16 protein-coding genes and 1 pseudogene are annotated in these 18,837 nt (G+C 64.7%); 7 read left to right on the top strand and 10 right to left on the bottom strand.

Annotated features, from left to right (window positions below; translation table 11 throughout):
• Window positions 1–76: 76 nt before the first annotated feature.
• Window positions 77–889: a GNAT family N-acetyltransferase gene (locus K7711_RS48920; RefSeq protein WP_222970243.1), complete on the top strand. Its 813-nt coding sequence runs from the start codon at window positions 77–79 to the stop codon at window positions 887–889.
• On the opposite strand, the gene K7711_RS47610 is transcribed toward K7711_RS48920, so the two are convergent.
• Both K7711_RS47610 and imuA' read right to left on the bottom strand, forming a co-directional pair.
• Window positions 886–2,592, bottom strand: coding sequence for a DNA polymerase Y family protein (locus K7711_RS47610; protein WP_308014766.1), 1,707 nt, complete (start codon window positions 2,590–2,592; stop codon window positions 886–888). The two genes, K7711_RS48920 and K7711_RS47610, sit on opposite strands and share 4 nt — an antisense overlap.
• Before the next feature lie 9 nt (window positions 2,593–2,601).
• Window positions 2,602–3,342, bottom strand: coding sequence for a DnaE2-dependent mutagenesis accessory factor ImuA' (gene imuA', locus K7711_RS16305; protein WP_222970242.1), 741 nt, complete (start codon window positions 3,340–3,342; stop codon window positions 2,602–2,604).
• Window positions 3,343–4,133: 791 nt separating this feature from the next.
• Here imuA' and K7711_RS16300 point away from each other — a divergent pair.
• On the top strand, window positions 4,134–5,264 hold the full coding sequence (locus K7711_RS16300) for a serine/threonine-protein kinase (RefSeq protein ID WP_222970240.1): 1,131 nt from the start codon (window positions 4,134–4,136) through the stop codon (window positions 5,262–5,264).
• A 690-nt stretch (window positions 5,265–5,954) separates the two neighbouring features.
• Here the strand turns inward: K7711_RS16300 and K7711_RS16295 are convergent.
• From K7711_RS16295 to K7711_RS16285, 3 genes and pseudogenes are all read right to left on the bottom strand, one after another.
• Window positions 5,955–6,926, bottom strand: a pseudogene (locus K7711_RS16295) (RNA polymerase subunit sigma-70); the annotation flags it as partial.
• A gap of 30 nt (window positions 6,927–6,956) precedes the next feature.
• On the bottom strand, window positions 6,957–7,532 hold the full coding sequence (locus K7711_RS16290) for a TIGR03086 family metal-binding protein (RefSeq protein WP_222970236.1): 576 nt from the start codon (window positions 7,530–7,532) through the stop codon (window positions 6,957–6,959).
• Window positions 7,533–7,941: 409 nt separating this feature from the next.
• Window positions 7,942–8,376, bottom strand: a complete 435-nt coding sequence (locus tag K7711_RS16285) for a nuclear transport factor 2 family protein (protein WP_222970234.1) — start codon at window positions 8,374–8,376, stop codon at window positions 7,942–7,944.
• Between the two features lie 96 nt (window positions 8,377–8,472).
• On the opposite strand from K7711_RS16285, the gene K7711_RS16280 reads away from it, so the two are divergent.
• Both K7711_RS16280 and K7711_RS16275 read left to right on the top strand, forming a co-directional pair.
• Complete coding sequence (locus tag K7711_RS16280; RefSeq protein WP_222970232.1) at window positions 8,473–8,958, top strand: MarR family winged helix-turn-helix transcriptional regulator; 486 nt, start codon at window positions 8,473–8,475, stop codon at window positions 8,956–8,958.
• A gap of 150 nt (window positions 8,959–9,108) precedes the next feature.
• The gene (locus tag K7711_RS16275; protein WP_308014788.1) at window positions 9,109–9,939 is read left to right on the top strand and encodes an SMP-30/gluconolactonase/LRE family protein; all 831 of its coding nucleotides are present in this window, start codon (window positions 9,109–9,111) and stop codon (window positions 9,937–9,939) included.
• Window positions 9,940–10,285: 346 nt separating this feature from the next.
• Here K7711_RS16275 and K7711_RS16265 read toward each other — a convergent pair whose 3' ends face one another.
• Complete coding sequence (locus K7711_RS16265; protein WP_222970382.1) at window positions 10,286–10,930, bottom strand: response regulator; 645 nt, start codon at window positions 10,928–10,930, stop codon at window positions 10,286–10,288.
• Window positions 10,931–11,179: 249 nt separating this feature from the next.
• A complete protein-coding gene (locus tag K7711_RS16260; RefSeq protein ID WP_222970228.1) occupies window positions 11,180–12,598 on the bottom strand; it encodes an ATP-binding protein in 1,419 nt (472 codons plus the stop codon).
• 243 nt (window positions 12,599–12,841) lie between these two features.
• On the opposite strand from K7711_RS16260, the gene K7711_RS16255 reads away from it, so the two are divergent.
• Both K7711_RS16255 and K7711_RS16250 read left to right on the top strand, forming a co-directional pair.
• Window positions 12,842–14,713, top strand: a complete 1,872-nt coding sequence (locus K7711_RS16255) for a TniQ family protein (protein WP_308014787.1) — start codon at window positions 12,842–12,844, stop codon at window positions 14,711–14,713.
• Window positions 14,714–15,499: 786 nt separating this feature from the next.
• Window positions 15,500–16,129: an AbiV family abortive infection protein gene (locus K7711_RS16250; RefSeq protein ID WP_268929293.1), complete on the top strand. Its 630-nt coding sequence runs from the start codon at window positions 15,500–15,502 to the stop codon at window positions 16,127–16,129.
• A 206-nt stretch (window positions 16,130–16,335) separates the two neighbouring features.
• Here K7711_RS16250 and K7711_RS16245 read toward each other — a convergent pair whose 3' ends face one another.
• From K7711_RS16245 to K7711_RS16235, 3 genes are all read right to left on the bottom strand, one after another.
• Window positions 16,336–16,671 (bottom strand): hypothetical protein, encoded by a 336-nt coding sequence (locus K7711_RS16245; RefSeq protein ID WP_222970222.1) that lies wholly within the window; start codon window positions 16,669–16,671, stop codon window positions 16,336–16,338.
• Between the two features lie 131 nt (window positions 16,672–16,802).
• The gene (locus K7711_RS16240; protein ID WP_222970221.1) at window positions 16,803–17,219 is read right to left on the bottom strand and encodes a hypothetical protein; all 417 of its coding nucleotides are present in this window, start codon (window positions 17,217–17,219) and stop codon (window positions 16,803–16,805) included.
• A gap of 82 nt (window positions 17,220–17,301) precedes the next feature.
• Window positions 17,302–18,294 carry a hypothetical protein gene (locus K7711_RS16235; protein ID WP_222970219.1) on the bottom strand — a complete coding sequence of 331 codons (993 nt, stop codon included), beginning with the start codon at window positions 18,292–18,294 and terminating at the stop codon, window positions 17,302–17,304.
• A gap of 213 nt (window positions 18,295–18,507) precedes the next feature.
• On the opposite strand from K7711_RS16235, the gene K7711_RS16230 reads away from it, so the two are divergent.
• Complete coding sequence (locus tag K7711_RS16230; RefSeq protein ID WP_235747221.1) at window positions 18,508–18,774, top strand: helix-turn-helix domain-containing protein; 267 nt, start codon at window positions 18,508–18,510, stop codon at window positions 18,772–18,774.
• Window positions 18,775–18,837: the final 63 nt, after the last annotated feature.

Genomic DNA, 18,837 nt, shown 5'->3' with positions numbered 1-18,837 from the left:
CAGGATACGGGCCGCCGAGCAGTTCGAGGATCGTGCAACGAACAAAGGAGTTGCCCTGCCTCGTAGTGTCGATACGGTGACGGATATCGGTGTCCTGCTCGCGGCCTACGACGAGCAGATGCGGGGAACACCGCCCAATCTTCCGGACGGGGTGCGCTGTGAACAGGACGGTCCACTGCTTCGGATCGTCGGCCAGTTCCGCGGCCTGGTCAGCGCCCCGCCGGACCTCGGTCCGGGTGGCGCCGAGTTGGACCTGCTGATCGCCCGGCAGCGCGACTACTTCGCCGCGCGCGGCGAATCGGTGGAGTGGAAGACGCGCGGACACGACAAGCCGGACGATCTGACCGACCGCCTTCGCGCGGCCGGCTTCGTTGCGGAGGACCAGGAGACAGTTCTGATCGGCCTGGCCGACGACATGGCCGCGGCCCCGGCACTACCGGATGAGGTCCTCGTGCGCCGCGTCACCGAAGACGCCGATATGCACCGGATCGCCGCCATGGAATCGACGGTGTGGCAGCAGGATTGGAGCTGGCTCGCGGACGACCTGATCGGCCGGGTGCGCACCCATCCGGACGAGATCCGGGTTCTCGTCGCCGAGAGCAACGGCGAGGTGGTGTCGGCGGCGTGGCTGGTATTTCGTGCGGGCACCGAATTCGCCGCACTGTGGGGCGGATCGACGTTGCCGCGGTGGCGGGGCCGGGGAATCTATCGGGCGTTGGTGGCTGCCCGCGCCGCGCTCGCCGTCGCCCGGGGTGTGCGATATCTCCAGGTGGACGCTTCGCCCGACAGTGCCCCGATTCTGCGGCGTCTGGGTTTTCGGGCCGTGACCACGACCACCCCGTACGTGTGGTCGCCGCCGGAACGCGCGGACAGCACGATCGGCGGCTAGTCGTAGAGGCCCTCCGCATGCCAGATGTGGTCGCGGCCGAACAGCAGCAGCACCATGACGTCGTCCCGCAGCAGGATCTGGGCTCGGGCGGCGTCGGCGTGGCCGTCGGACCACCAGCGTTCGTCCAGTGGCCAGGGGCCGGACCACGCGGCGACCTGCCAATCCTTGGTTCCCCAGCGCAGGCGGGCCGGGTCGGCGGTGAACAGGCCGCGGTCGGTGATCCAGACCGGGGCGCCGGCGGCGGATTCCAGGATCACCTCGGGACGATCGACCAGGACCACCGCGGGGGCGGGGATGGGGAGACGACCGGGCCAGGGCAGTGCGGGGTCGGCGGCGGGTGACAGTTCGTCGCCGAGCGCGATCAGCGTGATGCGTTCGGCGGGGCCGCGGCCACCGCTGAGCACTCCTTTCAGCACTGCCTCCCCGCCCAGCAGACCTTGCACCCGGACCAGTGCGCGCCGGAACCGCTCCTCCTGTTCGCCCTCCCCGCCCCAGAGACCGAGTTGCAACGCACCGGCCGTGACGACCTCGACCGGTTCCAGGCGCAACAGGACGATCGGGGCCGCCGGTACCGCGCGTCCGGGAGCCACGGTGTCGTCCGCACTCCCGTTCGGCGGTGCCGTTCGCTGCGTGCGGGATGCTCCGGGATGCTCGGCCCGACCACCGATCGTCGCGATTCCGGTCCACTCGTCGTGGTCGGAGTGGTGGCCGCGGAGCGCGCGCTGGGTGAGCCAGCCGTCCAACTGCCAGCGCACTCGATCCGCGGTCCCCTCCGGGGTGAGCGGTTCGGCGCATCGCCAGATTCGGGAAAGACGTTCTCCGGCAGCTGTTTCCGCGGTCACGGCGAGCCGGGTGCAGGCCACCGCGGCATCGGCCAGGCGATCGTGCAATCGAACCGCCAGCAGGCGACCGGCAAAGGCGGCGGCATCGATCCGGTCGATCGGCGGATCGCAGGGGTACTCCACTGTCAGATCCGGTGCGGGCGGACGGGCCGCGGGCGCACGTTCGGGTTCGGCGCGGGCGCAGCGATGTGCCGCGATCGCGTCGACACCGAACCGGGAGGCGACCTCCGCCGGGGTCAGTGCGGCGAAATCACCGATCCGGCGTAATCCCAAGCGGTGCAACAGATCCGTCAGATCCACCCGTTCCGGACCGGCCAGGCTCGGTTCGACGGCCAGCTCGCTCACCGGCAGCGATGCCAGGAATTGCGCACCCGTTCCCGGCGGCACGAGAGCGGCCCGGCGGGCGGCCAGGATCGCGGTGGACATCTCGTCCGCGATCCCGATCCGGCACTCCACCCCGGTCGCCGCCACCGCGTCGACGAGCTGTTCGGCCGCCTGCTCCTCGGAACCGAAGAACCGCGTCGCACCCCGTGCCGCCAGCACCAGCAGACCCGGACGCAGCACTTCCACCCCGGGCACGGTCACGTCCACGGCCATCGCCACCGGTTCGAACAGCCGCGCGTCCCGGTCCGGATCGTCCTGCGCCACATACAGATCGGGACAGCGCGCCTGCGCCTCCCGACGCCGGAGGCCGCGCCGCACCCCGGCGGACCGCGCCAGTTGCGAACACGCCACGACCCGATTCGCGTGCAGCACGACCACCGGCCGGGTCGGCGCGACGTCCGCCGCCGCGGCGGCCGCGACGGCCGGCCAGTCCGGGCACCACAGCGCCAGCACCCGGGACGTACGCCGAGCGCTCACCGGCACCGCTCACGATGCCGCATGACGTGCCTCCACCACCTTCGGCACGAAGGAATCCGACTGCGCCGCAACCCATTCGATGCGTCCATCCCGAGGCGTCAGATCGAGTGCGCCGGTGCGCTGCGGGGTCGAACGGCCGCGAACGCGGACATCCAGCCGCATGGTGCGCAGCCGTCCACAACCACGGCCCAGCCCGCCGTAACCGGCGATCCGGGTATCGATACGCAGCACCGAACCACTCCAGCGCCCGCCCGCCACCACGAGCGTGGCGCCTTTACCGCGAGCGCGTGCGGCGAGGACACGAGCCCGCGCAGGTGGCACCTCCCGGCCGCCCATACCGAGCACCACCAGATCGAGACCATCCAGCAATACGGAAGCAACCTCCAGCGGGTCGGACCCGGGATCGGGAATCACCGCGAGTCGCGCCAGATCCGCACCCATTTCGACCGCGGCGAGCAGACCGAGTCGCGGCAGACCGACCGCCGCGACATGCCCGCCGGCTCCGGTCACCGCCGCCAGCAGCCCGGCCAGCAACGAACTGGCACCCCAGTACTCGACCACCGACCCCCTGACCAGTCCCCCGTCAGGCAAAAGCTCGCCCAGAGCAGACGGCACCGGCAACGATTCCCCGCGGCTCTCCCGCGACAGCGGCGCCCGCGTCGTCGAGGCCGCCCCGCGCGCCGGAATCGCGGCCATCCGTCGCCGCAGCTCGGCCAACCGCTCGTGCCGCACTTCGTCGGGCGAACCCATCCTCGACCGCCTATCTCCACCGAGTGGATCCCAGCACCGATCCAGCTATCGATGCCAATCGAATATACGTTCGATTCACTGTCAGTAGAACCCCCACCCCCGACCACGTCAAGTGACCGTGCCGACAGGTCTCATCCGTCACTCGCCGGTTACATCCGTCACCGGAGTCGGCGTACCGATGCCGGGTTCGAGCGTGGGCGTCATCGCTGCGCGAAGCCACAGTGAGCAGGTCCGGACTCTGCGCTGGTCTCGCCTACTCGGTCGCGGCCGATCGCCGCAACGGCGGTTACTCGCGACAACAACGCCGCCCTCGTCTGTGACCGAGCCCGGGATCCACCCGGCTGCGGCAGTGATGCGCCAGAACCCGAGTATCTCGATACATCAACTGCTACAGGAACTTTCCGGGCAAAGAGCCCGAATCGACTGTCCGACAATGGCATCAGGCAGGCCGGAGATCCCGCAAAGATGCCCGGACACACTCGGCGAGTGTCGACCGAATTGGGCCGCAACGAGTCCCAGTCTCCTCCAGCGAGACGTCGGTGATGGGTAGGTGACCCGCCGCCGTGATCCGGACGGGCGATCGTGATGCATTCATGGGACGCGTTGCCGCCGATTCGTCGAAAAGCGGCAGCAGCAGCCGGAAGCACCATCGTGACCTGCGGCGGCACCCGCACCCGAAGTCCGATCTCCGCTCCGGACAGCGGTGAAAACCTGCCGCCACGAGGTGCGCCCTTCAACCTCATGGTCCCGAAGCAGGCCAGTCAGGATGGTTTTCGGCTATTCTCGCGCCCGTGACCGAACGCGCCCGCTCCATCGTAGGCCCCGACTATCTGGTCGCCGGCCGCTACCGTCTGCAGTCCAAACTCGGCGGCGGCGGTATGGGTGCGGTCTGGCTGGCGACCGACCGGCTGCTCAACCGCGACGTCGCCATCAAACAGGTCCTGTCCACGGCAGGACTGAGCGAGGACGAAGCCCGCGTGATCCGCGATCAGATCGTGCACGAGGGACGGGTCGCGGCCAAGCTGTCGCACGAACACGCCATCGCCGTCTACGACGTGGTACTCGAGGCCGGTGAGCCGTGGTTGGTGATGGAGTATCTGCCCTCCCGCAGCGTCGCCAAGGCGATGGCGCTGGCGGATGCGCTCTCGCCGATCGAAGTGGCACAGATCGGCGCACAGGTCGCCGATGCGCTGGCCACCGCGCACGCCGCGGGCATCGTGCACCGCGACATCAAGCCCGGCAATATCCTGGTCGCCGACCGCGGCGCGGAGGTCGGCAAGGTCAAACTCAGCGACTTCGGTATCTCACGCGGCGCCGGTGACCTGTCCGACGAGCCGGAGGACGTGATCACCGGCACCCCCGCCTATCTGCCGCCGGAGGTGGCGCGCGGCGCACAGCCCACCGCGGCCAGCGACGTATTCTCGCTCGGCGCAACGCTGTACACCGCGATCGAGGGGCATCCGCCCTACGGCATCGAGGAGGACAACGAGGTCATCGTGACGCGCGCCGCGATGGCCCAGATCATCCCGCCCACCCGCAGCGGCGCACTGACCCAGGTCCTGCTGCACATGATGGAACCCGCCCCGCAGCGCCGTCCCACCATGGCCGAGGCCCGCAACGAAATCCTCACCGCCGTATTCGGTCCCGGCACCGGCCCCTATATCCTCGGCGCCCCGGTCCGCACCGAGGACGGCACCATCCCGGCCTGGGCGGCCCGCAACTCCGCAGCGGGCCTGCGCAGCCCGCACTCCACCCCGCTCCCGCGCCCGCCCCGCGCCAATGCCCCCAAAGCGCCCGCCCCCCAACGCAAACCGTCCTTCACCCTCTCCTCCCTCGGCCCCAACGCCGCCCCCCTGGCCGTCGCGGTAGGCCTCCTCATCGGCCTCCTGATCCTGATAGTCATCGTCGTAGCAATCATGTAGAAGCCGAAAACCCAACCGCCGCCCGGCAACGCGGACCTCGCGGCACCCACCGACCCCGCCACCCACGCAACAACTGGTTTCGCAAGAACATGGGTAACTCCATGTACTCACACAGAACCAGCGTGTGATTGGTGTCATCGTCAACGGTGGCCAGTGTCGTTGGTTCGTGCGGTCTCTGAGCGGCGGCCGGTCCACAATTTGCGCCCCAACCCGTGAGACGAGAAAGCGCTGCGCCCACCTCACCATCGCCTGCGTGTACCCCTGCCTGACACCGACCGGCCCCTTCGAGGAGTCGAACGCACACGGCCACAACCGATCCCAGCGACTCACCGGTGGTGCACCGGCCCGACCCAGCCTGCTGGAATCTGGTGAAACACCTTCATGAACCCCCGCCTCGACCTGCCCGGCGTTAACCTCCCTGGCCGAGATCGTGCAACTCCGTCTGCATCAGCGTGGCAGCCAGCACGCCAACGTCGCCTACGACCGGATCACCTGGAGCTTCATGAACACCCGGATGCCGAGCACGACATACAGCGTGGAGCCCTGCTCAGGAGTCACCCATATCTGCTACCCAGCCGTACCGCGCTGATCATGGGCAGCGGGTGAAGAGCGGTTGTCGCAGGTTCGCGCCCCCGGCGCGGCACTATTCTCTTCGAGAGTGCCCGAGCCGATGATCACCCCGTGCCGAATTCAACTGTCTGTGTATCGAGTGAACAGGGGCACCAGGGTCGGGTCCGCGAAGGAGACCACCCTGGTGATCCTGTCACCGATCACCGTGAGCACGACGACTCCGTACGGGTGGTAGGTGTCGCCTACGCGGCGGAAAGCCACAGCGGCAGGTTGTCCGTTGGCCCAGGTGGCAAGCATGAGCCAGTCGCCGGGAGCACCAAGCATGTGCTCACGCAGGAAGGGGACACAGGTGGCACGCCCGGCGAACCACGTCTGGATCGTGGTTGCCTCCAAAGTTGCCTCCTCGCTGAGCAATTGCTCGAGCGCGGCGGCGTCGGACTCATCGAACGCGGCGATGTATCTGTCGAGCAACGCACGCGCACGTGGGTCGTTCACCTCGGCGGTCCGATCGCTGCTCTGGTCGAGTTGTCGGAGCCGAGCCCGCGCGCGTTGCAGTGTGCTCTTCACAGCTGCCGTCGTCGTGCCGAGTATGGCGGCCACCTCATGTGCCGGAAAGGCCAACACATCCCGCAGGATCAGCACCGCGCGCTGGGGTGCGGACAAGTGTTGCAAGCATGCGATCAGCGCCAGTCGCACCCCCTCGCGCGTGGCAGCGACGGCGGCCGGATCTCCCGACAGCGAACCGATCATGGCGTCGGGAATCGGTTCCAGCCACACCACTTCCGCCCCGCCGGCAACCGGCGGGGCCAGTGGATTCAGCTCGGCGCCACCCAAACCGCTGGGCAGCAGTCGGTTGCTCTGCCGCTGCAGCGTTTTCAAACAGGCGTTGGTCGCTATGCGGTAGAGCCAACTGCGCAGCGAGGACCGGCCTTCGAAACTGTCGAAGGAGCGCCACGCGAGGAGGTACGTCTCCTGGACGAGATCCTCAGCATCGTGAACGGATCCGAGCATGCGATAGCAGTGAGCCAGCAGCTCACGCCGGAACGGTTCGGTCTGCTGCACGAAGCTCGCCTGATCCGGCACCTGTGACGTCTCCTTCCGAGCACGGCCGGTGCGATTGTGTCAGATCGAACGTCCCAGAAACGTGGCGAGCCTGTCTGCGGGGCAGGCATCGTCGCCTGCGTCGACGGCGGGACCGAAAAAGGCGACAGTGTCCGGTCCACGCAGCTCGTCGGTGATCTCCACTCGCGCGTCGGAGAGCAGGTCCGTCGCCAGCTCCGGCAGCAGGTTTGCGGGACGGCCGATCGATCTGGCGAGATCCCAACCGTGGATGAACTGCTCGCGCACAGTGAGACTCAGCATTCTCGCCCCGGAGTAGGCGCCGAACGGCAGCACGAACTCTTCGTCGAGTACGCCATCGACCCCGAATGCTGCCAGCACCATCTCGATGCTGTCGTCGTAGGCCGCGACGAAATCCCCGGCCGCGAAGTCCCATTCGGCCGGGCCGTCCTCGGCCGACACGGTTGACGCGGCCCACCGGGCCGAGCCCACGAAATGGTTGATCAACGCCGCGACGTCCCACGACGCACACGGCGTCGGCAACCCCAGCTGGTCGCGGCGGACTTCCTCCAGGATGGCTCGGGTACTGGCGAAGGCCTGGCGAAGCTGTTCGACACCGATCACTACCTGCTGTTCCATGAACACACCATCTCTTGTCGAAGGCAGCGGCCTTCGAGAAAGGCCGCAGGAGGTTGTTGCCTCCCGATATGTAGATCCACCTCAGGCCGGAAAGGAATCGCAGAATCTTCGGCACCTCCGCTACCAGCGGATACGGTGTCCGTAGCCGAGACAGGCACCTGGGCTCGCGCAGCCGGGGCGAGGCGGGTGAACAGGAAAGATGCGAGGGAAGTGCAGCACTGCTCTCATCTGCGACTGGACACATACGCCCTGTTCAACGCCACCAGGCGGTTGTTGGCGAAGTTACGACCAACGTGGCCTTCGGATTTCGGCAGCAGTAGCTCCAGCAGTTCCCACTGTTCGTCGCGCCATGATGCGCGACCGGCCCTCGAACCCAGGGGCTGATCGATTCACCCCATCGGGACAGGACCTACAGGGCCCGGTCGAGGGCTTCGGTGAGTGCGATCGGGGTGATTTCGAGGCGGTCGAAGCGCCAGCCGCCCTCGGTGCGGCGCGCACCGTAGCGGTGGAACCCGGCCGCCACAGCCTCGGTCTTGTCGTCGATGACAAACACGGCGATGTCGTGAGCGCGCACCGTGGCGGTATCGCCGTCGAGGTCGATGACGAGGTTCGACTTGTTGTGCAGGGTGCGAACGTACCTGTCATCACCCGAGCGCACGAGCTCGACGAGCGTTGCGATGCCGTGCACCTGTCCGCGCGGGGAGACCACCACGACGTCCTCGGTGAAGAGCTGGTCGGTCTCGTCATAGCAACGCTCGTCGGCCCACACGCTGTGGCGGGCGACCAGGTCGGCGAGTTCGGTGCGGTCGGCAAGCTCGCGAATCAGGGCGTCGGTGCTGGTCATGATGGCCTCCTCAATTAGTGGGACAAACTAACGTTGGCCCCACTAACGAAATTAGATCGTTAGTGGCACTAACGCAAGAGGAGTAGGCTCACCCACATGGAGACCGGCGACGACCTGCGATTCGACCACGGCGATCAGACCCCCGAGCGGTTCAAGGGCCTGTTCACGCGCCTGGTCGCAATGACGGCCGTCCAGACGCAGCGCGTCGCGAGCAACGCCCTGCGCACGGTGGAGGCCCACCGGGACCACTTCATGGTTCTCGCAGCTCTCGCTGAGTTCGGCCCCGCTAGCCAGGCAGCCCTGTCCGGCCACACCCGGATCTACAAGAGCGACCTCGTCTCGGTCCTCAACGACCTCGAAGACCACGGCTGGGTCCGCCGCACCCCGGACTCGGCCGACAAACGACGCAACGTCATCACCATCACCAAAAACGGCGAAACCCGCCTCGCCGAACTCGACCGCGTCCTCGACCGCGTCAACGAGCACATAATGACCCCGCTCACTCACTACGAACGCGCGCAACTGTTCGGCCTGCTCGGCCGCATCAACGCCCACCTCGCCAACCCGCCCGACCACGCCTGATCGCTCCAAGCTCGCATCGACCAAGGCCCTCGGAATTCGTCATGGCCCCGGCTTCGAATGGCGAAATCTCGCCCCGTCAGGCGCGATGAGTATTCGAGGCTTACCACGTCAGTACTACGACCAACGAAGGAAGGAAGACCCGACTTGAGTGTGCCCGAGGTTCTGTTCGATGGAGTTGTGTTCGGCGAGTCGCCGCGCTGGCGTGACGGACGACTCTGGTTCTCCGACTGGGGAGCGAACCAGGTGATTGCGCTCGGCGCCGATCACCGCCACGAGGTGATCGCGACGATCCCATCGTTCCCGATGTGCATCGACTTTCTGCCCGACGGGCAACTGCTGGTCGTGGACTCCGCACAGCGACAGCTCGTTCGCCGTAGCCCCGACGGGTCACTCGTGAGGCACGCCGACCTTTCCGCGGTGTCGGACAAGCCGTGGAATGAGGTCGTGGTCGACGACCTCGGCAACGCCTTCGTCAACAACATCGGCTTCGATTTCCCCGGTGGTGAATTCACTCCCGGGCTCATCGTCGTGGTCACTCCGCAGGGCAGCGTCCGTCAGGTGGCTGACGACCTCGCCTTCCCTAACGGGATGGCACTCACGCCGGACGGCAAGACCCTGATCGTCGCCGAGTCCTACGCCAACCGGCTCACCGCCTACGACATCGGACCCGATGGCGACCTTGGTAACCGTCGCGTATGGGCGCACACCCCGGGCGACCATCCGGACGGGATCTGCCTCGATACCGAGGGCGCGGTCTGGTATGCCGATGTGAGCAACCAGCATTGCGTCCGGGTGCACGAAGGCGGCGAGGTACTGGCCACCGTCGAATTCGACCGGGGAGCCTTCGCCTGCACGCTCAGCCGGGATGACAATCCGCGTCTGTTCGTCGTCGGACAGCACTATGGCGGCACCGAGTCGTCGGAACCCACTGGGCGAGTGGTGGCCTATCCGGCACCCGCACCGGGCGCCGGAAAGCCCTGATCGAGTCGGATCACGTCAGACACGAGGCAACGACCTGGTCTTCGCAGTCGAAACCGTTCCTGCGCAACCGAAAACTGCTCGCCGCACGGGGTCCGAGATGAGCTCTCGTCTGCGTTTCAGTCCAGCTTGGACAGCAGGTGTCGGCATCCTCGATCCCGCAAGCCACGTTCGACTACCTGCCGAGTCTGGAATGGGTTCGCGCGCAATACAATCTCACGTTCATTGGGCCGCCGGGCACCGGCAAGAGCGACACCCTGATAACCGCAGCCGCGACCCTGATGGATCTCGTCGCCCGCACCCTTCCGCTCCCCAACGACACGCTGAAGTCCCGGAGAGGCGGAACAGCTCAGTCGATGCGGCGGCGGTGGGCCCAGCGGGTCAAGGCGTTCCGGTTGGACTGCTGGGTTTTGCGGAGCACGTTGGAGGCGTGGGTTTCCACGGTCTTCACCGAGATGAACAGGGATTCGGCGATCTCCCGGTAGGTGTAGCCGCGGGCGAGCAGGCGCAGTACCTCGAGTTCGCGCGGGGTCAGTGAATCCAGCTCCGGATCCAGCGGCGGCTCGGGGGCCGGAGAACGTCCGGTGAACGAGTCCAGGACGAAACCGGCCAGGCGCGGGCTGAACACCGCGTCCCCGCCTGCCACCCGCCGGATACCGTCGGCCAGTTCCGGTCCGGAGATGGTCTTGGTGACGTAGCCGCGCGCACCCGCGCGAATCACCGCGATCACGTCCTCGGCGGCGTCGGACACGCTCAGCGCCAGGCAGACCGGGCCCTGCCTGCCGCGTTCGAGACCCTGCAGCACCGCGACTCCGCCGCCGTCGGGCATGTGCACGTCCAGTAGCACCACATCCGGACGGGCCGTGGCGATTCCGGCGACGGCTTCGGCCACCCCACCCGCCTCACCGACGACCTCCATATCGGATTCACGGCCCAGTTCGGCCCGCACACCCGAGCGGAACACGGCATGGTCGTCGACCAGAAACACCCGGATGGACACTGCATCTCCTCACCTGAGACCGAAACTCACACATGCTGTGGGCATGGCACATCGCCATCATCGGTACCACATCGCACCCCGCCCCGCCCGTACTCATCATGCCTGTTCGACGCGCGAACAGGTCCGCGGAAGACCGCAGCGGCCCGGCCGGCCCGACACGGCACGGATTCCTGGACGCGGGGTCGGGACCGTCCTGGCCGAACCGATTCGCACGTCGTAGGCGCACGCGGAACAGGTTGCGCCTCAGTGCCTTCCGAAATCGGATTCGGGAACGGTGGCGGGTTCGGACGCGTCCGTCGGCCACGCGGATCCGACGACCCCGGAATTCGCCGCATCACCCGATGGTCCGGCACCCGGCATCCCGCCCGGTCTCTCGGGATCCACCGCATCACCGGGACCTCCGGCACCCGGCGCATCCTCCGCACCCTCCGAATCACTGCGCGGCAACGTGATCCGCACCTCGGTACCGCGTCCCGGCGTCGAATCGATCACCACTGTGCCGCCGCGACGCTCGATCCGGGCATGGATGGATTTGGCCAGGCCTTGACGATCCGCCGGAACGTCGGCCGGATCGAAACCGGCTCCGCGGTCGCGCACGAACACACCCACCTGATGCGGTTCGACCTCCGCGAACAGATCGATGGTGGGCACCCCGGCATGTTTGGCGGCATTGACCAGCGCCTCGCGGGTCGCCCCGAGCAGTGCGGTGAAATGCTCTCGGGGCAGCCCGAATCCGGTATCGCCCGGATCCATCGACACATCGCCGACGGTCACCGGCGCGACCTTCACCCCGTGCTGGTCCTCCACCTCACCGGCGATGGTGCGCAACGCGGCGGCCAGACTCGACTGAGCGGGCGTGGCGTCCTCGAACAGCCATTTGCGCAGTTCGCGCTCCTGACTGCGAGCCAGCCGCACCACCTCCTGGGAATCCTCGGCCTGCCGTTGAATAAGCGCCAACGTCTGCAGTACCGAATCGTGCAGATGGGAGGCGATCTCCTCGCGTTCCTCGTTGCGGATGCGGGCGGCGCGCTCGGAGTTCAGCGCCCGCATCATGCGCAGCCACAGCGGCACGGTCAGCAGGCCGACCCCGATCAGCGTGACCGCGACCGCGATCAGCGCGGAGCCCAGTGAACTCAGATTGATCCGACCCAGGACCACCACGCCCAACCCGACCACGATCAACGTCGCGCCCGCCACGATGCGCGTCCAGGTGAGCACCGTGGGCCGCGCGGGCAGCCCGAACATCGACCGCGGACCCTCCGCGTCGAATTCCCGCCACACCAGGGCCGCACCCACCGCGACCACGACGATCGGCCCGACCACCCGGGCCGCGGAACCGCTGAACAACCAGGACATCGACACGGCCAGCGCCACACCCAGCAGCGCCAGCCCGGCCCCCTGCCGCCGCTCCCGAGCCGTCGGCGCCGGACCCTCCGCACCGGACGGAGTGAACGCCCACAGCATCCCGTACGCGGCGATACCCGCACCCATCAGCGCCGACAGCAGCACGAAGGTGACACGCACCTTGAACACGTCGACCCCGAGATGATCGGCGATGCCACCGGCCACCCCGCCCACGACACGGCCCCCGGACCGCCGCTGCATTCGCGGCGCGGTGGACTCGACCCCACGGGCATCGAAGGCGGGCATGGACGGATACATGTCTCGATACTGACACGCCCCACCGACACCGACCATCGGGGAAATACCCCATTTCCGCGAGCCTGTGACGACAGATCATAGTTGTCACATACAAGTCTTAGTTGTCACCACCACTCGTGCGGTCATTGGCTCTGCTTCATAGGATCACCACACGACTTGACACGTTTGGCTGGCCGGTCAGAGCTTGGTGCCCTACGGTCAGCGGATGGTTCTGACACGACAGAGTCGTTGGGCACAGCCGACGTGAGCCGCAGGAGTACCCCACCACGAGGGTCCCGGCTTCCTCGCAGCTTGGTGCCACTGGCAGGTGAGTCCCTGGTTGGATACGTGTTGCGGTCAGCACACCGTCTCGACCTGACTCCATTGCAGTTCTGTCAAGCATCAGGGTTGGCTGCGAACCGCCCAGACTTCGTGAACGGAAGAAAACTACTGCAGTTGTCCGATGCGGAGTTGGAACGGTTCATGACTGTAACCCAGTTAAACGAATCCGAGGTTGAAAACCTGACCCTTTCCCCATGGAAGGACGCATATCCCTCTATCGGATTATCGCTTGCAGGAAGATGGGATAAATGGATATTTCACATAACCCCTAGGTTCTGCCCACAATGCCTAACGGGGAATTCGACAGAAATGCAACGGCAGCTTGGCGGCGCCCGGATGAAATACTGGCACCTACCTGTCGCCTTCGCATGCATTGAACATAACTGCATCCTATCAGATCAGTGCCCACGAGAATCATTCCACGCACGACGCAGCGCGCTCAGCGACAGCCTGATATGGAATCCAAACTCCCTCGTTGCGCACCCGTCGCAATGCCGAATATCAACAGACATCTCACATCGACGATCGGCCGATAGGCTCTGCCGCACCTACTTGAAAGCCGCAGAGTATTCACACGTAGATAAACCAGACGCAGAGATAATTAACTGCCAGAAACGAATTCTAAATGTACTTCACGGCAATATTACACACGAGGAGTTCAATATAACCGATCTCCGCCTGACGGCCGCATTGATTACCGCATCCTGGCCAAAGTCTTCCGATTTCGTGAAGGCCAATTTGCGGTATGCCGTAGATGCTCACGTTGAGAGTCTTGCTCTACGCTACCCTAAGTCTTACAGAAAAGAATCTCCTATCGATTCACCGCCAACTACCCCGATCAGGTCCGCAGCTCTACTGTCGACCGCAGACGCAATCCTGAACAGCACCGAGGTCTACGACCTCGTTAATTTCATGTTCCAGGCCGCATACCCTGATAGAGAAAAAAATGACGCGACTTGGGCGCACAACGTGAATCTACAATCCATCACGTGCTCGAAAAAATTTAAGAAAATCTCTGCACCGATCATGGAGTACTTCAACACAGTTGGCATGACCAGTACCCGAGATGTTCGAGATAGACGTAGACTTCATTCCTATAACTTTGCCCCCTGCAGCATTCCGTCATTTCTCGAGCCGGGATGGTGGGACAAGCATTTCTCGTCAGTGCCTACTAGAAACCTTCGCACAGCCAGACGGCTCGCTGCGATCAAACTTGTTCAATTATCCATGGGCGGAGCGCAGAACGAAGCCGCTGCATATCTTGACATCCCGTACAAACCAGCTGGGCGATCGCAATTCCGAGCCTGGTCGGAGTCTGAATATATTTTTGCAAACTCAGTTCGCAGACTTGCACTCGAACTAGAAGAAAGCTCCTCTCTGATCGACTACCGGAAGCGTCGGATCGCGCTTCAAGATTGGGCAATAGACACGGATTCCTGGAACTATCTGCTAGATAGCCTGTCAAGTAGTTCCTCGGGGCAGAACCCGATGCTCGACAACAATAAGCGCCAAGCTGTTTCTATGTATATTTGGACGCTCGTCACAAACGGAGAATATATTTTCGCGCCTGCACCTCTACGAGCCCTGCAGTCAGAAATTCCTGATAAATTATTCTACAATCGGGTATACGACTACTACAGACGTCTGATCCGAAGTAGCGGTGGACACTATGGGCAACTTCGTATCCTACTTGCACCTATCACAAGGACGCTCGCACAACTAATCGACGAAGGCGAGCAGGTCCCCGATGCTGGCCTCTATCGCTTAATACGCACCAATGTCAGGGACGGTTAGCCAGCACCCGCCTGATTGTGCAGTGCCGCGATAACGCCAGACACCGCATTACACAGTTATAGCGGTTGACGGCCACATGGACAGCGCTTGCCTCGCCCGCCCCGATGTCAGCGGACGCCAGCACCAGAATGCCTCGTTGGCATTGATCGAGTCGGACCGCTTATCCACCGCCGCCCTGTTGCGTGAGTCGCTGGCCTCCACGGCCTAAACGGCACACACAGATACGGTGATCTCCGGCCTGGAGTTCTTCTGCTTTCCAACTGAGCCGCGTCAACGAAATCAGCGAACTTTTGCCCGAGCCCAGTCACCCCAGCAGCCCGATCGCCAAGGGCAACAGACGAGGCTCGGTCACAGTTACGACAAGGTATCGACGATGAGGTCGAACCGCAGAAGATCGATATCGCCTTCATTGCCCGCTCGCCGCCCACTCCAATCGTCATCCATGGCACACATCAACGACATCCGCCAGCGTGCCGATGCGCGCCCGTTCACGTCGCAACCTTCATCCGCGGCCGGCCCAGACTGTGGCACGCCGCTACATGGCGATCATCAGCTGAAGATGGAAGCGAGCACGCCGGAGGCCGCCCCGGGGCGGTCGTGCCGAACCGCCTATCAGCGCTACAGCGTAGGAGAGTGAGCGACATCGACTTCATCGTGACGTCGGATTTCGCTGATACGGCATCGCGCCCGTCCGGGCGCCGTCGAGATTCATCGATCTGACCAACTGCGCCCAAACATCGGAATAGAGCGCGTGCAGTACGTCATCATGCAGTAGTGGGTGTGAGAATGAATCCGCAGCGGTCCCGCTGGTATTGGCGGACATTGATGACCAACGTGGTCGGGCTGATCAGCGATGCAGAGGTATTGCTCGGACGCGGTTCCGCCGGGCGGGCGCGGTCGTTGCTGATCCTGGCTCGTGAAGAGCTGGCTCGGGCTAACGCAGTATACGACACCGCCCAACAGAACTGGAGCGACGGCCACGGGACCAGCGAGTTCCCGGCACAGCATCTCAGTTTTTCAACCAAGCACCCGGACAAGATCGAGGCCACCGACGACTACAGTCGGGCCCTGGGCCCGTTCTGGGGGGACTACGACAACATTGCGCCGCTGAAGAGCCCGGCACAGATCCAGCAGCTGAACAAAGACAAGCAGGAAGGGTTCTACGTGGACTCCGCACCAGGACCAGGTGGCAGGTTCGGCTCTCCGCATGACGTCGACCCCGGGCCGGTCACAGCAGAGCTGCAGACGGTGGCCCAACTCGCCGAGATGGCGTTGATCAGTGACCACAGTCGGATGAAATTCGGCAATCAGACCTACGACTCCACTCACGACCTGCAAAACGACCTCCTGCCGATCGCCCACCCCGAGGAGTTCGCCGAGTTCCTCGACTCGATCGACCAGAAGACAGACAATTAGGCCACTGACATCATGGTGATGCGCCAACGGAAATCGAATAACGAATTCACAGGGCCGTTTGCCGCCGTGTTCATGACGACTGGACCATATCGCTCACATCGAGTTTGCGGTCAGTGACGATGTTGGAGGACGATGCCGATCACAACGCCAACTGGCAGTTTGACCAGCACCCGGTTCTCGTTGCCGATGAACGTATGCGGGCCCGGCTACTGTTGCGGATCGGCCTCGTCGGGGACCGTATCGGTGTCGGGCTCGGTGCGGAGGCGGGCCGCGATCCAGGTCGATACCAGTTCACTAGGTGTGCGGCCAGACTTCCTGCCCAGTCGTTTGAACTGCTCGGCCTCCGCTAGTGCCAACCGAAGGAAGACTTTTCTCACAACGATGGCATCGGTGTCCGGTGGGGCGAACTCGATGGGTTCGGCATTGGGATCGAATCGCACGTTCTGCGTGAGCCGTGTGGGCCAGTCCGGGCCGTAAGCGGCCAACAGTTCGGCGAGCATCTGCTCCCCGGGGTCGGTTTCACCGTCAGTCCATGGATCCATATGGCAGCTACCTCCGAATCAGCTTGTCCTACTGACAGATTCGCGTGTCGCGGTAATTGCACAGCAATAGCTCGCCCCTCTGTGGCCTACCGCTTCCTTCCACGCCTGATGACTTATGCCTGTATCGGGCCTCATGACGGTCGCCTGCTGTAGATCGGAGTGTGGTGGACTCCGTCGCTATCGATTTCCTCCCACGAGAACTCACCGCCGTGGTGCCCGTCCTGGAAGTCTCTGACAACTTCCAGGACGGTTTGTCCGGTATCGCTCGCCCATTGCGCGAGGCAGGTGGTGACCTCGGCTCCGTCGCGGCTGCGGAGCCGGATCGGGGTGTATGCCAACAACTCCAGGCATACCTCAGCAGGCATCGGTGGCGCGTCTGGATCGGCCCCGCTGCGAGCCATATCGGCCGCGATTTCGAACGCGCGCAGAGGGAATTCCCAAACCGGTACTCCTGCTGGCTGTTCGCCGAGAGCTGCGGTCCACTCCTTGATCCTGCGAACAACGAACCTCCCCAAGTCCGCATCATCCGTGTTGACCTTCTCGTGCATCATCACCTCCCGTAACTACTGCCGGTGCGGCGCCAGGGACGCTGGCGCCAGCAATGAAACGACAAGTCGGCAATGGACTCGATCACCGGCGGGTACTCGCCGGAGCCATGTTCTTCGCCTTGAGTTCGGCCCGTCTGCGGATCTCGGCACGGGCTCGTGCGCCGCGGCGCAAACCGTGGTCGTCGAGGCGAACCCATCCATCGGTGACAAGCCATCGCTGTTGAGCTTCTGCGTCGGCGGTGTTGAAGAACAGAGGCATGCCAGTGGGATCGGTCGCTTCAGCGGCGACCTCGGCCCAGTCCGGGCTGCGGTCCTCGTGCAGTCGCCGATACATGCCGATGAATCGGGCGACACCGAAACCGACGACTGTCGGTGGCATCGCCGAGACGTGATCACCGTGGAAGCGGGTGTAAAAGCGTCGGCCCTGGCACAGCGAGTGCATGGCGTGGTTGGAGGCGAGCCATCCCGATCGGTGCAGCATCCCGAACGTGGTCTCACCGACCAGCCAGAAGGCCGGCACACATCCCGCTCGCCGGATCCACCAGGTGGCGACCGCATCGAACATCCATGCCTCGCGCCATTTCGGGCCGATGCCGTGCTGTGCCCAGTGTTCCGCGACCGCAGAGGACAGTTCCTGCCCCAGCGCATGGCGTTCTGCCCTGACAAGTTCTTTCGCACGGGTGAACTGCTCATGACGTGCCTGGCGCTCGGCGTCGCGACGATCGGTGCGTGGGCATCGTTCCAAGGCTTCAACGGCCTGGGCGGACGGTACCTGCTCGGCTCTCAATAGACCCAGGATCGACTCCGTGCGTTCCACCGAGCAGTCCAAGCTCAGCGGGCGACGACGGGCGAACCCATGCCGTGCCGGGTCCACCGCTCGTGACAACTGCAGAGCCGCCTTGTGATTGCCAGCAAGATCCGTTGCGGCGAGCCATGACTCAGCCTCTGCGCTGACCCCCTTGTTGACACCCTTCGCGATCACTGTCGACAACTGCTGTCCCTTTCGGTTGTTCGAATATTGCGGTGACGGTGATGGAGAGTGGGGCTTCGATACGCCCGCTGGATGACCCGCCACAGCCTCGCACCGCGGAGTTCGATCAGGCCAGATTTGCCACCGCGTGTCGCACACTCCTAACTGGTCCTTGTATCGCATGAGATATGCTGCGGATCAGGTATTCGGTTCGCCCTGCGCGGATGACGAGCGGGCGGACCATCGGTGGCGTGCGATGATGCGGCCATGCCGGTACCGGAAGCCTCACTGTCTCCGCAACAACGGAAGGTGCGCAAGATGAGGAGGGACGCCGTCGGTGCCGCAGTCCGCCGCGCCCGCGAAGCCTCCGGCATGAACCGGGACGAGCTCGCGGCCGCATCGGGAGTGTCCCGGCCGGCCATCGCCCGCATCGAGCTGGGCAATAGCAGCGTGCAAATCGACCGGTTATGGGATCTGGCCGAAGCACTGGCCACAACCCCCTCAGCGCTCCTGGCCGACGCCGAACATCATCTGTCGAGCAGTACTGGCCCGCGCAAGCGCACGCCCAGCTCACGAACCCACTAGCCGAGAGAGCTCCGGCCCACAAAGCGATCCAGCCACTGGGCAAAGAAAGCGCTCCGCGCCAGT

Origin of the sequence: Nocardia coffeae, from assembly GCF_019890715.1 — a bacterium.
Lineage (GTDB): Bacteria > Actinomycetota > Actinomycetes > Mycobacteriales > Mycobacteriaceae > Nocardia > Nocardia jiangxiensis.
The sequence above is the reverse complement of the archived record's forward strand: the minus strand, read 5'-3'. Positions and strand labels throughout refer to the sequence as shown.